This window comes from Peribacillus simplex NBRC 15720 = DSM 1321, assembly GCF_002243645.1.
Lineage (GTDB): Bacteria > Bacillota > Bacilli > Bacillales > DSM-1321 > Peribacillus > Peribacillus simplex.
The window spans coordinates 5,632,318-5,645,783 of sequence record NZ_CP017704.1 but is presented as its reverse complement, the minus strand read 5'-3'; the positions used below and the strand labels follow the sequence as shown (position 1 = coordinate 5,645,783).

General features: G+C 36.7%; 8 protein-coding genes and 7 pseudogenes. 13 read left to right on the top strand and 2 right to left on the bottom strand.

From position 1 onward, the window contains the following. The first annotated feature begins 915 nt into the window (after positions 1–915). From BS1321_RS27195 to BS1321_RS28875, 11 genes and pseudogenes are all read left to right on the top strand, one after another. Entirely contained in the window at positions 916–1,233 is a 318-nt protein-coding gene (locus tag BS1321_RS27195; RefSeq protein ID WP_232522747.1) for a hypothetical protein, read from the top strand. Between the two features lie 269 nt (positions 1,234–1,502). After that, positions 1,503–2,036 carry a DinB family protein gene (locus BS1321_RS27190; RefSeq protein ID WP_094246670.1) on the top strand — a complete coding sequence of 178 codons (534 nt, stop codon included), beginning with the start codon at positions 1,503–1,505 and terminating at the stop codon, positions 2,034–2,036. A 490-nt stretch (positions 2,037–2,526) separates the two neighbouring features. Further along, positions 2,527–2,835: an aminoglycoside phosphotransferase family protein gene (locus BS1321_RS28410; RefSeq protein ID WP_232522746.1), complete on the top strand. Its 309-nt coding sequence runs from the start codon at positions 2,527–2,529 to the stop codon at positions 2,833–2,835. Between the two features lie 1,003 nt (positions 2,836–3,838). After that, complete coding sequence (locus tag BS1321_RS27180; protein ID WP_063236589.1) at positions 3,839–4,255, top strand: DUF4304 domain-containing protein; 417 nt, start codon at positions 3,839–3,841, stop codon at positions 4,253–4,255. Positions 4,256–4,438: 183 nt separating this feature from the next. After that, positions 4,439–5,733 (top strand): annotated as a pseudogene (locus tag BS1321_RS27175) (IS110 family RNA-guided transposase). A gap of 949 nt (positions 5,734–6,682) precedes the next feature. After that, entirely contained in the window at positions 6,683–6,835 is a 153-nt protein-coding gene (locus BS1321_RS27955) for a hypothetical protein (RefSeq protein WP_198319684.1), read from the top strand. A gap of 29 nt (positions 6,836–6,864) precedes the next feature. Then, positions 6,865–6,951, top strand: a pseudogene (locus tag BS1321_RS28885) (hypothetical protein); the annotation flags it as partial. Positions 6,952–6,981: 30 nt separating this feature from the next. Next, positions 6,982–7,227, top strand: a complete 246-nt coding sequence (locus BS1321_RS27950; RefSeq protein WP_232522745.1) for an MDR/zinc-dependent alcohol dehydrogenase-like family protein — start codon at positions 6,982–6,984, stop codon at positions 7,225–7,227. A 38-nt stretch (positions 7,228–7,265) separates the two neighbouring features. Then, a pseudogene (locus BS1321_RS28880) lies at positions 7,266–7,358 on the top strand (hypothetical protein); the annotation flags it as partial. Then, entirely contained in the window at positions 7,359–7,481 is a 123-nt protein-coding gene (locus BS1321_RS28545) for a hypothetical protein (RefSeq protein ID WP_257790329.1), read from the top strand. Between the two features lie 52 nt (positions 7,482–7,533). After that, positions 7,534–7,656 (top strand): zinc-binding dehydrogenase, encoded by a 123-nt coding sequence (locus BS1321_RS28875; RefSeq protein ID WP_198319683.1) that lies wholly within the window; start codon positions 7,534–7,536, stop codon positions 7,654–7,656. Between the two features lie 894 nt (positions 7,657–8,550). Here BS1321_RS28875 and BS1321_RS27165 read toward each other — a convergent pair. Then, positions 8,551–9,785: pseudogene (locus tag BS1321_RS27165) on the bottom strand (IS110 family RNA-guided transposase). Positions 9,786–10,158: 373 nt separating this feature from the next. Between BS1321_RS27165 and BS1321_RS27160 the strand changes: the two are divergent. Next, positions 10,159–11,453 (top strand): annotated as a pseudogene (locus BS1321_RS27160) (IS110 family RNA-guided transposase). Between the two features lie 548 nt (positions 11,454–12,001). After that, positions 12,002–12,501, top strand: a pseudogene (locus BS1321_RS27155) (DinB family protein). A gap of 547 nt (positions 12,502–13,048) precedes the next feature. Here the strand turns inward: BS1321_RS27155 and BS1321_RS27150 are convergent. Then, positions 13,049–13,153: pseudogene (locus tag BS1321_RS27150) on the bottom strand (YhjD/YihY/BrkB family envelope integrity protein); the annotation flags it as partial. Positions 13,154–13,466: the final 313 nt, after the last annotated feature.

Below are 13,466 nucleotides of genomic sequence, written 5' to 3'. Positions count from 1 at the left end.
TATTAAAAGAGCTGCGTGTACTTCTTTCCCGTTATGCGAAAGAAAGACAGCAAGGAGAGCATTTCGGTGACTTTTGTCATAAATGCTGGCATTGTTAAAGAGGTGACAGATGGAACGAATTTTCATGATTGATTAATCGAAAGAGAGACAGGGATAAGTTTAAATTAAGATAATAATTCATAGGATAGTTAGTCTATTATGAGGACTAATTATCCTTTTTTTATTACATAATTGATTAAATAAATAATGATTGAAAATATGGTTTAAAAGGTTTAATATGGAAATGCATATTAGAACATTTGTTTTGTTGTTGAGGGACATAGTCTCGGTGCGAGGATAGCACTCCGCAGAACCGTTAGGTTCGAGGACCTTAAAAACAACAATAATGGTAGTGAATATAGGTAGAAATACTATTAAAGATAATAATTAATGGGAGGTTGTTCACATGAGAGTGGAAGAGATATCTGTTGACAATAGAAAAGCTTTTCTTCTACTGGATACAAATGGGTTGCCTTTTGATTCTGTTGCAAAGTATATGAAATACCTCCATAACAAGGAAAGTAGCAGCAATACTTTAAAGACTTACTGTACAGCTTTGAAATTTTACTTTACATACTTAGAACAAACATCTAAGTGCTGACTAATTTTTTGTTCTTGAACTAACGGGTGCGTTAGCTGAAGATCGGAGCTGTCTTTAAGGCAGCTTTTTCTTATGGCACTAACGGGGCAGGTTAGTGGGAGAAGGAAATTTCGGTAAGATAGTGAATTATGCAATAAAATGAAACTAAAGGTGATTAGGTATGACCACAAGTGATGTGCAATATCTGCGCTCAGGATTAAGAGTCAGGTGTGAAAAGGATGTAAATCCATCAGTAAAACGAGCTTGTTTAAGCTTTGGTTTGGTTACGTACATATATGGAATTTCCTATAAGAGTTGTTGTATATCTAAAAACGGATTATCAACTTAAAACCAGAGATACAAAAGAACTGGCAAGTGCTACTTTTTTTGCACCTTATGATAAAACTGTTGAACCTTACATAAGAATTGCAACAGGAGATTATGAAGAATTAGTTTCAGAAAGAGGAAAAAATGATGCTTTATGGGCAATTTTACGTAGCATGGCTCATGAGATAATCCATTATCAACAATGGCTAGAAGATAAGGAAATGGATGAGAAAGAAGCAGAAAAAGGTAGCGAAGAATTATTAGATAATTACTATGAATTTTTGTAATTTGATATTTCTGTTGAACAAACAGGTGCGTTAGTTGAGATCCAGAGCTGCCATGTGGTGGCTTTTTTGCTTAATGAACTTTCGGGGCAGGATAGTTGAAGATTGCTCTTTGACCTTATTCAACAATTGGGCCATTTTCTTGAATAAAAGAGAAGGGATTATTTGTAAGTAAGTCGAAGTTAATGTCAGAAGATGTTATTTAGTTTAGCATTGGGACGTACTACTCAACATTAAGGAGAAAGAAAATTATAAAGAAAGTGGGAGATCTATTGGATACAAAAGAGATATCTAAGCGATTCGAACAGGTGGCTACATACTATATTGAAGAGTTAAGTAAATATTCGCTAGATGAGTTTACGAGGAAGCCTTCTGAGGATGAATGGTCATTAGGACAAATGTACAATCATTTAATAAATGGCACCCTTTATCTTCATTTGAAAGCCATTAAGCAATGTGCTAATGGCACCACTTCCGATGGCGGTAAAAAAACAGAAATAGGCGAATCGATTTTCAAAGAAGGAACGTTTCCTCCAATCAGGTTAAAAGGTCCGGATACACCGGATTTCACACCGCCAAATCCTACAGGAAAAGAAGAAGTAAAGGAAGGACTGCTTCAAATCATTGAGAAAATGCAAGAAATAGAGAAAAGCTCTCTGACATTCCGGACCGCCAGAAAGTTCAGCACCGAAGAATGGGATTATTTAAATGCAGAGGAATATTTTCAGCTAATCGAAATGCATTTCCGGCACCACTTACGGCAAAAAGAACGTATCGATCAGTTTCTTTTAAAAGTAAGTAAGTAATTTATCTTTATTGTTGAAGCAGTTATTGACCTTCGGAATATCAGCAGGAGCCCAGTTGGGGAGTTTAAAGAGCTGAGAGGGTGCAATTCAAGTTAAACCAATAAGCAGTTTACAACGAAGGTTGATTATGAAACTGTTGAATGACGAATAGAATTGTTCCGTTAAAGGGCGCTTTAATGGAGTAACGAAAAAAGCCCAATTTCTCAATTTTAATGCTGAGAAATTGGGCTTTTTAATATCGGAATTTCCTTAACATTGTATCCGTATTTTCCTGAAGCTACCCCTTATAGAACTAACGGATGCGTTAGCTGAAGATCAGAGCTTTCTTTAATGCAGCTTTTTGTTTATGCAACTATCGGGGCAGGATAGTTCATGAAGAAATGTAATTTGGAAAGTAAACGAATTTGGTGAACTTAATACCGAAAAATTCGACATTATTCCCTTTAAGGATACCTATACTCAATGGCTTTTCAATAGAATAAAGTTTTGGTTGGAAGATGCAAAAAAATATTCAGAAATAACGGAAAAGGATTTTGAATGGGTAGGAACTTTATTGGACGAATCCAAAGAGGCACTTGATAATTTATCCTCTTCAACTTTTGTAATGGGTGATTTTAAGCCTGGGAACTTCTTGATATATTTAGGGGACAGTGGATGGGAAATAAGTGGTGTATTTGATTTTACGAATTCTTATTTTGCAGACCCTATTTCAGATCTAATAAAGATGATTACATATTATTTAGATAACAATGAACGTAAAATTGCAAAGCATTTAGTCAATGTGTTTGTCGTGAATTAGAAGAAAAAGAGGATTTAAAAAAAACGTATTAAAGTACATATGCTTCATCAACGGGTTTTAGATTGGGGTTGTGCAAAAGCAATGAATATGGTCACTTGGGATAACGAACTTCCATTTTCTAAATGGGTAGAAGCGTACACAGATTCAGTGGCAAGTCTTTTAGAATAAGATAGAAAAATCTTATTCAGCAAACGGGCGTGATTCTTTAATAAGAATCGATTTTTTAATGAACTAACGGGTGCGTTAGCTGAAGAACAGAGCTGTCTTTAAGGCAGCTTTTTCTTATGCAACTATCGGGCAGGATTGTTGAAAAAGAAAAATTGCTTTATGATAGAATGTATGTAATATTTTAGGAGATGAAGGAGATGGAATTGAAAAAATATAATATTTTTTCAGCAGGATATTTTGCCGTTATGATAATGGTTTATTTTCCCTTTAACTACTTCTCTTGGTCATATGCTGTGGGTTCTTTAACTGGTATAGTTTATTCGCACTAATAGTAAAGGTAATGCGCAGAAAAATATAACTGAATTAATTCTAATACACAATTCTTAATGAGCTAACGGGTGCGTTAGCTGAAGATCGGAGCTGTCTTTAAGGCAGCTTTTTCTTATGCAACTATCGTATCCTTTTTCAAGGCGCCGGACGTGAGGAAGCAATGTATCTTATATCCATATGCCTATTCGGATAAAGCTATTGTTACAAATTCTTTTTTTGGCTCAGCAATTGAATTATAAGAATCCTTCTTCCGGTTGACTAATTTGTTTCTATTAAGACTAAGGTTTATCTAAAAACAATAAACAATTAAATACGCTTGTGTTTTGTAAGGTAAATTGTTGGATGGTAACGAATGAAGAGGGATGAGCGAGTCACTAAATGAATGTATATGAACCAGTACAACGCAATAAAGCGATTTAGTTTACAAACGTTTGTTGCTGAGCTAGCTGTATAAGGAGGGGACGGGGCAGGTTAGTTGAACAACAAAAGGAAGGAGAAAGAAAAAATGGCTTCGAATGAAAGAAAAATGATGGATAATGCCTTGAAAAAAGTTGTGATACCAGTTTTAAGAAAGCTAGAATTTAAAGGCTCATTACCTCACTTAAGAAGAAAAAATGAAAATAATATAGATTTAATTACTTTCCAATTCAACAGATGGGGTGGTTCATTTATTGTTGAATTGGCGACTTGCCCAACAGAAGGTGTAACAATGTATTGGGGTGAACAAATCCCACCTAACAAAGTTACTGCCCATCATATATACAAACGTTTAAGGTTAGGAGCAGAATCGGAAGATGAAGATGGGATATGGTTTGATTTTGAGAATGCAAAAACAGAAGAAGAATTTGAGAAAGTCGCTATGAGTGTTTTAGGTTTATTTAATACATCAGACCGTTTATGGATTTCCAAGTTATTCAACTAACGGGTGCGTTAGCTGAAGATCGGAGCTGTTTTAAGGCAGCTCTTTTCTTATGGAACTAAAGGGGCAGCATTCCTGTAATAACTGAAAATGAGGTTTGAACGAAAAAAGACCTCTTGATAAGATGAATGTGTCCTAAGCTGGCCAGCTAAAAAAGGACAAAAACATCTATTTGGAGGTCTCACAATGAATTATAACCAAAATCATAAAATCACTCAAATTACTTCTGAAACCTTAATTGTCGGAGTAGATATAGCCAAGCACAATCATGTCGCGAGAGCACAGGATTTTAGAGGATTGGAACTGGGTAAAACGTGTTTCTTTGAAAATACGAAAGCAGGATTTCATTCGTTTCTAGATTGGATTAACCAACTTGTTAAAGAGTGTAAGTTAAATCAAGTGATTGTAGGCATGGAGCCAACCGGTCACTACTGGTTAAATCTAGCTCATCTTCTAAAAGAGAATAATATTAAGTTCGTATCTGTCAATCCACTACATGTTAAACGAAGTAAAGAATTAGACGATAATTCACCTACAAAGAATGACGTGAAAGATGCAAAAGTCATCGCACAATTAGTCAAAGACGGAAGATATGCCGAACCAACAATTCCACAAGGAATTTATGCAGAACTCCGAGTGGCCAAAAAACTTCGCGATCTTCTCAACGTTGACTTACAGGTCGTTCAGGGACAAGTTCATAACTGGCTTGATCGTTACTTTCCCGAATTTTTGACAGTGTTCAAAAGTTGGGAAGGCAAGGCAGCTATTCATTTTCTAAAGCTAGAAGCCTTGCCACATCAACTTGTAAATTATACGGATGAAGAGCTCTTACTTTCCTTAAGACAAGTGGTAAAACGCAGTATAGGCTTAAAGAAGATACGAGCACTCAAAGAAGCAGCCAATCGTTCGATTGGTATTCGTCAAGGGGCAGCTATGGCAAAATTAGAGTTGAGAGCTTTACTAGAGAAGTATGATTTTATTCAAGTGAAATTCGAAGAATTAGATCATCAATTAGATCAGTTATTAGACCATATCCCAGGTGTCACACAGATGTTAGAGGTGTCAGGAATCGGTCGAGATACAGTAGCAGGGTTTTTCGCAGAGGTCGGCGACCTCAGAGACTATCAACATCCTCGCCAAATCGTAAAATTAGCAGGTTTAAGTTTAAAAGAAAACACATCCGGAAAGCACAAAGGACAGACCAAGATTACCAAACGGGGACGAAAGAAATGAGGGCTCTCTTATTCCGGGCAGCCATGATACTGGTGGCAAAGAACAAGGCTTTTAAAGCTCTTCATATATATTACACAACACGTTCTCACAATCCCTTAAGGAAAATGCAATCTCTGATAGCCTTGTGTAACAAGCTTATTCGAATTCTGTTTTCAATCGGTAAAAAACAATTTACGTTTCAAGAAGACAAGATGTTAAAGGATATCCCTCATATGGCAACATTTGTAGTACATCAAACAGTCGCATAGTTCATTGAATTTTAAGGTTACACGGTCATTTAATTAACACTCATTTAAAAGTGAAGCACGGATTAGTCGGCAAAGCAACTAACGTGAGGACTTATCCTGTGGGCAGCATGACCGACATCCACCTCATGGAAAGGTTGAACGAAGGAATGTAGGAGCATCGACTCTGTGAGACATGGGAGGGTTGACCTCCATGAGACATGTGGATATCCAAAAGTGCGATCATAACATTGCTTAAACCAATTTTTTCCTATTGGCTAGTTTAGCATACACTTTTTTCGATAAATCCCTATCCTTGAGAGTAATGCCGAGCTTACATAGATAACGGTTAATGATATGACTATGAAATCCTAAGAATTCTAGAGCAATCGTGAGATTGTGTTTAGTTTATTGAGGGAGGATAGTTCAATAAGGGATATGTTTTTTAACAGAATTAGCGTAAAATGGTAAATGTAAATTTATTGAATTAAGGGTTGGGGAATATGAGGCATCTTAAAATAACACTTAAAATAAGCGCAAATTACCTCTTAAAGTGACAATAAAGGCATGATAGTACGTAAAAAAATTCAAACTAACATAGGTGTAAGAATGTTAGTCCGTTGCAGAACCATTAAAAACATTTTAGGTGTAGGCAGCCAACAATCATATTTAGAGCCAGTTAGGAGAAAATCAGCTCTTGTTTATAATGCTTCTATTTAAAAAATTCGTTTTCTCATTCCAGTCGAAACATGTAGCCCATCAGGAGAAATCTTTGCTCGTCGTGACTTTAAAAACTCCCCAAGCACTTTTATTTCTGTTTTCCATCCAGATTTCTCTCCTTAAGTGTTACTGATAATACTAGTATAACGAAAACTCGTAATAATATTGGTAGCTATTAGAATAAAATCATAGAAAAGAAAATAAACAAAAAATGCCTAGTAATTATCAGGCAAGCGAAAGGGGAAAGAGAAAAATGAAGGCTATTATCATTCCACAATTTGGAGAAGCATCCGTACTTACACAGAAAGAAGTAGCAACTCCACAACCTGGGATTGGAGAAGTAACAATTGATGTTGCTTATGCAGGTGTTAACTATGCGGAGTATTATTTCGCAAAGGTGTTGTAGAGGATTTAACGCTTCCATTTGTTCCGGGAATTGAGGTATCTGGAACAATTCGAGAAATCGGTGAAGGAGTAACGGGAGTAAGAGTAGGTCAACCTGTTGCAGCTCTAACAATTGTAAATGGAGGTGGATATGCAGAGGTAGTGAAAGTGAGTGAGGATTTGGTTATCCCGTTGGATCAAGAAACAAAAACTGTAGATATGCGAGTAGCAGCAACATATCCATCCAATGTAACGACCGCGATGATGATTTTATCCAGTGTGGCACATTTACAAAAAGGCGAAACGGTACTGGTACATGCTGCCGCTGGTGGAGTAGGAAGTGCGATCGGGCAAATGGCCCGTGCCCTTGGAGCAGGTAGGGTGATTGGAGTAGTAGGAAGCAAACAAAAGTAGCATATGCCAAAAGTTTAGGCTATGACGAAGTTTATTTACGAGACGAATATGCACAAACTATTGCAGGTAGTGGTATAGATATTGTCATTGATCAAGTAGGAGGAGAAGCCAGAACAACAGGATTATCTCTCTTGTCCCCATTAGGACGATTGGTTGTCATGGGCAATGCAAGTGAAGCAGTAGATGTTACCCCATCTGCGAATGAACTTTGGTTAGTAGTAAAGCAGTCCTTGGATTTAATCTACAGTTACTAAGTGTGTACCATCCAAAATCGTTGCACAAGCAGCACGAAAAGCCCTTTCTTATGTGGCAAGTGGCGAAGTGAAGGTCGATGTAACAGAAGTACTGGATTTATCTGAAGTAGCAAAAGCTCATGAGAGTATCGAAAATCGGACATCCAAGGGAAAAATAGTGCTTCGGGTGAAATAAACAATACCTGTTTTGAATACGTGAACTACTCACCGCCTAAGAGGCGGAAGTTTCCTGCTTCATCGACCAACTGTCTACCATTTAGTAGGTCTTACATGATCCCCACAAACGTAACTTTGACGTGAACCATACTTAGAAAACGATAGCAATTTCAATGCAAGAGATTTCCTGAAAATATGTCAGACATTCGAGGTGGCTAATGACCACAGAAACCCGCATTCCACCGTTTTTTCAAACAACTATATTTCCTAATTAGCATCATGCAGTCTTGTTGACAGTGCAAAATGAAACAACTTTATGGTAAGAATCGAGACCATTACTTACGTAAGAATATGCCTTGAACAGCTTATTTTTAAACGACTTTCACTGCACAACGTTGTTAAATCAATCAAGCAGCCTTTCCATATTTCAATATTCCAGAATCGGGCGCAATTGTTGAAGATTAAGCAGATTTAATCGACTTTATTGTTATTTATTTTTTGTAAAATGAGTACAGGGTGAAGATAATTAAATAACTATTTTTTTGAACACTGTCCCATTTACGTGTAATGTATGGAATATTAAAATTAAACAACTTTGTTGTAAGTGAACACTAAAGAAAAAAGTTAAGGTAAATTCAACAAAATAAATGAATTTGCCCTAGCTTTGAGTGGCCCAAAAAAGAACGAATCGTTGCCGTACCCCAATTTGTCTTGAACTAAAGGGTGCTTTACTTCATTACCAGGAGCTGATCAGCAGCTCCTTTTCTTATGCAACTAAACCAGCTAATAGTTTGTCAACATTTTTCAATAAAAAGATAAAAACATACGTGATATACTAATAATAGGTATACCAAATAACCTTCCTTCAGACTCTCATTTGGAAGGTTTTGTTCTTTTTAGTTAAATATAAATTTTAAACAATATCTTGGAAAGTCATTTTGTTCTTTAATAGAGCGAAAATCCAGTGTAAGAGCTTATTTACACAGGCTATGACGGCTACCTTATAAGGCTTTCCTTCCTCGCGTTTCTTGTCATAAAACACGCGTAGCTTCTTATTTCGAGGGATAATTTCATCAGTTGTCTTAGACTTCCGGCAATCACGAATAGCACAACGAACCGCCATATATAAGGCATGTCGAAGTCTGCTAGAACCTCTTTTAGTGATTCTATTTTTGGTAGCTGTAAACTTACCGGATTCGAATACACTAGGATCAACTCCAGAGAAAGCTACAAGTTTTTTAGGATTATTAAATCGATCTATCTCACCAATTTCAGAAATAATCGTTGCCGCGATCTTTTCTCCGATACCTGGGATAGATTTGAGGATCGTATATTCTTCAATTTCTTTAGCGAGGGCGTCTATCTCTGCCTCTAACTTTGATAGATGCTCTTTGTACTGAAGAAGAATATTTATATACATACCAAGGCTTAAAATATGACTCTGATAGACTGTCTTTTCAAAAGGGTTACGAGCTGCCGCAGCTTTAAGCTGAATCGCTTTTTCATTTGCCCATTTAATTGATCTACTCTTGCATAACTCAAATATCCTTGCTGTCATTGCTTCTTCACTTGCCTTCAAAATGTCCTCTGAAGAGGGGAACTCTGAAAGAGTTAAGAGTGACACCACAGAATATAAATCTCCAAAAACTCCTTTATATTCAGGAAACACTTGTTCAAGCACTGCCTGAAATTGAAGCTTTGTTTGAACCATAACGCCAGTTATGTTTTCATGTTGTCTTGTGAGATTACGAAGGTTCAATAACTGGACTCCACGCTTTTATATGGCTCTAATTCTTCTTTATAAAACAACTCACAGAGAAGATAGGCATCAATGGCATCTGTTTTTACCTTTCTTAAGCTTGATCCTCTTGCCTTATATGAAATCAATGGATTAATGATAATCAATAAATATCCTCGTTCTTCCAAGTAATGAACGACTGGAGCTTGATAATGTCCAGTGGCTTCTAAAACGACTGAAGGCTTCTGACCAGACTCTTTCTTTACATCCTCAAGAAACGCTACAAGTAAATTAAGCCCCTCAACAGTATGAGTTATTTTAAAACTCCTTTGATAAGGTTTACCCTTATCCAAAAATGCTTGAACCTGACTTTCCCCTTTTGAAATATCCAGACCAACGACTGGATTCATTCTAAATCTCCTCCTGATCTAGTGGATTACCGGTACCCCTATTTCTCCTTGCAGTGTCACAGCTTCGCTTGTTATACGAGATCTACGTCCCAACCAGCCTAATCATGTTTCTACAAGTAGGGGGCAAACTGTTTAGTTGACGGGGTCTATCCCCACGAGCAGGTACGTTTTGCCCCGGCTACCGTTATAATAAAACCATATAAAAAATGGTCAACCAGAAATATTTTCTGGCTGACCTTATAATACGAACGGGGCAGCATTCCTGTAATAACTGAAAATGAGGTTTGAACGAAAAAAGACCTCTTGATAAGATGAATGTGTCCTAAGCTGGCCAGCTAAAAAAGGACAAAAACATCTATTTGGAGGTCTCACAATGAATTATAACCAAAATCATAAAATCACTCAAATTACTTCTGAAACCTTAATTGTCGGAGTAGATATAGCCAAGCACAATCATGTCGCGAGAGCACAGGATTTTAGAGGATTGGAACTGGGTAAAACGTGTTTCTTTGAAAATACGAAAGCAGGATTTCATTCGTTCTAGATTGGATTAACCAACTTGTTAAAGAGTGTAAGTTAAATCAAGTGATTGTAGGCATGGAGCCAACCGGTCACTACTGGTTAAATCTAGCTCATCTTCTAAAAGAGAATAATATTAAGTTCGTATCTGTCAATCCACTACATGTTAAACGAAGTAAAGAATTAGACGATAATTCACCTACAAAGAATGACGTGAAAGATGCAAAAGTCATCGCACAATTAGTCAAAGACGGAAGATATGCCGAACCAACAATTCCACAAGGAATTTATGCAGAACTCCGAGTGGCCAAAAAACTTCGCGATCTTCTCAACGTTGACTTACAGGTCGTTCAGGGACAAGTTCATAACTGGCTTGATCGTTACTTTCCCGAATTTTTGACAGTGTTCAAAAGTTGGGAAGGCAAGGCAGCTATTCATTTTCTAAAGCTAGAAGCCTTGCCACATCAACTTGTAAATTATACGGATGAAGAGCTCTTACTTTCCTTAAGACAAGTGGTAAAACGCAGTATAGGCTTAAAGAAGATACGAGCACTCAAAGAAGCAGCCAATCGTTCGATTGGTATTCGTCAAGGGGCAGCTATGGCAAAATTAGAGTTGAGAGCTTTACTAGAGAAGTATGATTTTATTCAAGTGAAATTCGAAGAATTAGATCATCAATTAGATCAGTTATTAGACCATATCCCAGGTGTCACACAGATGTTAGAGGTGTCAGGAATCGGTCGAGATACAGTAGCAGGGTTTTTCGCAGAGGTCGGCGACCTCAGAGACTATCAACATCCTCGCCAAATCGTAAAATTAGCAGGTTTAAGTTTAAAAGAAAACACATCCGGAAAGCACAAAGGACAGACCAAGATTACCAAACGGGGACGAAAGAAATTGAGGGCTCTCTTATTCCGGGCAGCCATGATACTGGTGGCAAAGAACAAGGCTTTTAAAGCTCTTCATATATATTACACAACACGTTCTCACAATCCCTTAAAGAAAATGCAATCTCTGATAGCCTTGTGTAACAAGCTTATTCGAATTCTGTTTTCAATCGGTAAAAAACAATTTACGTTTCAAGAAGACAAGATGTTAAAGGATATCCCTCATATGGCAACATTTGTAGTACATCAAACAGTCGCATAGTTCATTGAATTTTAAGGTTACACGGTCATTTAATTAACACTCATTTAAAAGTGAAGCACGGATTAGTCGGCAAAGCAACTAACGTGAGGACTTAGATCCTGTGGGGCAGCATGACCGACATCCACCTCATGGAAAGGTTGAACGAAGGAATGTAGGAGCATCGACTCTGTGAGACATGGGAGGGTTGACCTCCATGAGACATGTGGATATCCAAAAGTGCGATCATAACATTGCTTAAACCAATTTTTTCCTATAATTGGCTAGTTTAGCATACACTTTTTTCGATAAATCCCTATCCTTGAGGAGTAATGCCGAGCTTACATAGATAACGGTTAATGATATGACTATGAAATCCTAAGAATTCTAGAGCAATCGTGAGATTGTGTTTAGTTTATTGAGGGAGGTTAGTTGAAGATTGCTTTGACCTTTGTTCAACAATTGGGCCATTTAGTTGAAGATCTCATAAAATAAGATAAGTAATAATATTTAAAGGAATAATTCATTCTGATAAAGAATATTAAAAAACGTGATGATAAGGAGGCGATTGTATGGCAAATCATGTAGAAAATCTATATAACTATCATGTATGGGCAAATCAACGGATTATTGATCATCTTAAGACACTTTCTCCTGAGAAATATCAAAAGGAAATGAAAAGTGTCTTTCCTTCTGTTTCAAAGGTTTATCTCATCTCTATTTGGTGGAATATGGATGGCTTAATACCCTCGAGGGTCAGAGTATGAATGAAGCAATGCAATCTTCATTTCAAATTCAAGAAAAGATTGAGAAACTGCCCATTGAAGACTTAGAAACGGAATTTCACACTTTAACATCTCGGTTTAAATCCTTTTTGAACAGACAGGAAGATATGGAAAAGAGAATAATGTTGGATAATCCATGGGCAGGATTAAGAGAAACAAGTATATCTGAAATGGTCTTACACGTTGTGAATCATGGAACCTATCATAGAGGGAATATTTCAGCTATGTTACATCAGTTGGGTGATTCTTCAATTATGACTGATTATGCTTTTTATTGGTATTCTTGAAATGTTATTCATTATAAATAGGCAAGAGAAGAGTAATCCATTTTTTCTTCAAAAAGGTGATGTTAGTTGAGGATCGAGAGATGTTTACACAGATCTTTCTTTGAGCTAACGAATAACTTTAATCAAACAATTGTTGATCCAAAGTAATCTCACTCTTCTACGATATTTAACATTACCAGCAAGAATAAGTTAATTGCCTCCACAATACCGGCTAATATGAGCTTCTTGTTTATTCAAGAAAAGGGCGCGATTCTTTAATAAGAATCGCTTTTCTTAATGTACGATTCTTACAATAATCATACTGTACAAAAGTGATCTTAAAAGGCTCCCTTTTGTATGCAGCTTAACTTTTTAATGATCGCCATTCTGCCCATTTGCAGAACCTGATGTTTTATGGTTCCCCTTTTTACCCCTATGCTTTCCTTTCTTACTCATGAAAGAATTCCTCCCCAATACAAGATGTTATTTCTTGATTAGTGTTCGTTGAAGAGCTTTCAGCTATTACGGGAACTGAAGGAAGCTCATTCACTTTTTGGATGATCTTCATTTATGAGGCATTGATTTCTCCACCTATAATGATGATGATGAGCCGAGATAAATAAAACCAGATCATAAACACAATGATGCCACCAAGACTGCCGTATGTAGCAGACTTAAAGAAGTATTCGCAAAGGATTTTGATATCATTAGTTTTAGTGAAATGAAAAAGATTACTCAACCAAGTGAATTTTTCGGAGAAGAATTTTTGTGGACAAGCTTAATGCAAATGAAATAGTTTTTGACCTTATAATACGATCACCTGCTAATAGTTGTTAATAAACTTATATTAGCACCAAAAAGGGTATTAGCGATTAAAAATGTTACTTCGTTTTTGGGAATAAGTTTTGGATCTACACATTAACACAAATTGGTTGTTTTCTGATTCTATTGAAGTAACGTGCAGGACATCTGAAGAAAATTTTTTT

What these genes read in the sequence shown, in the direction of transcription:
- BS1321_RS27195 (WP_232522747.1), top strand. Translation starts at nt 916, where the DNA reads ATGGAATTTCCTATAAGAGTTGTTGTATATCTAAAAACGGATTATCAA.
- BS1321_RS27180 (WP_063236589.1), top strand. Translation starts at nt 3,839, where the DNA reads ATGGCTTCGAATGAAAGAAAAATGATGGATAATGCCTTGAAAAAAGTT.
- BS1321_RS27955 (WP_198319684.1), top strand. Translation starts at nt 6,683, where the DNA reads ATGAAGGCTATTATCATTCCACAATTTGGAGAAGCATCCGTACTTACA.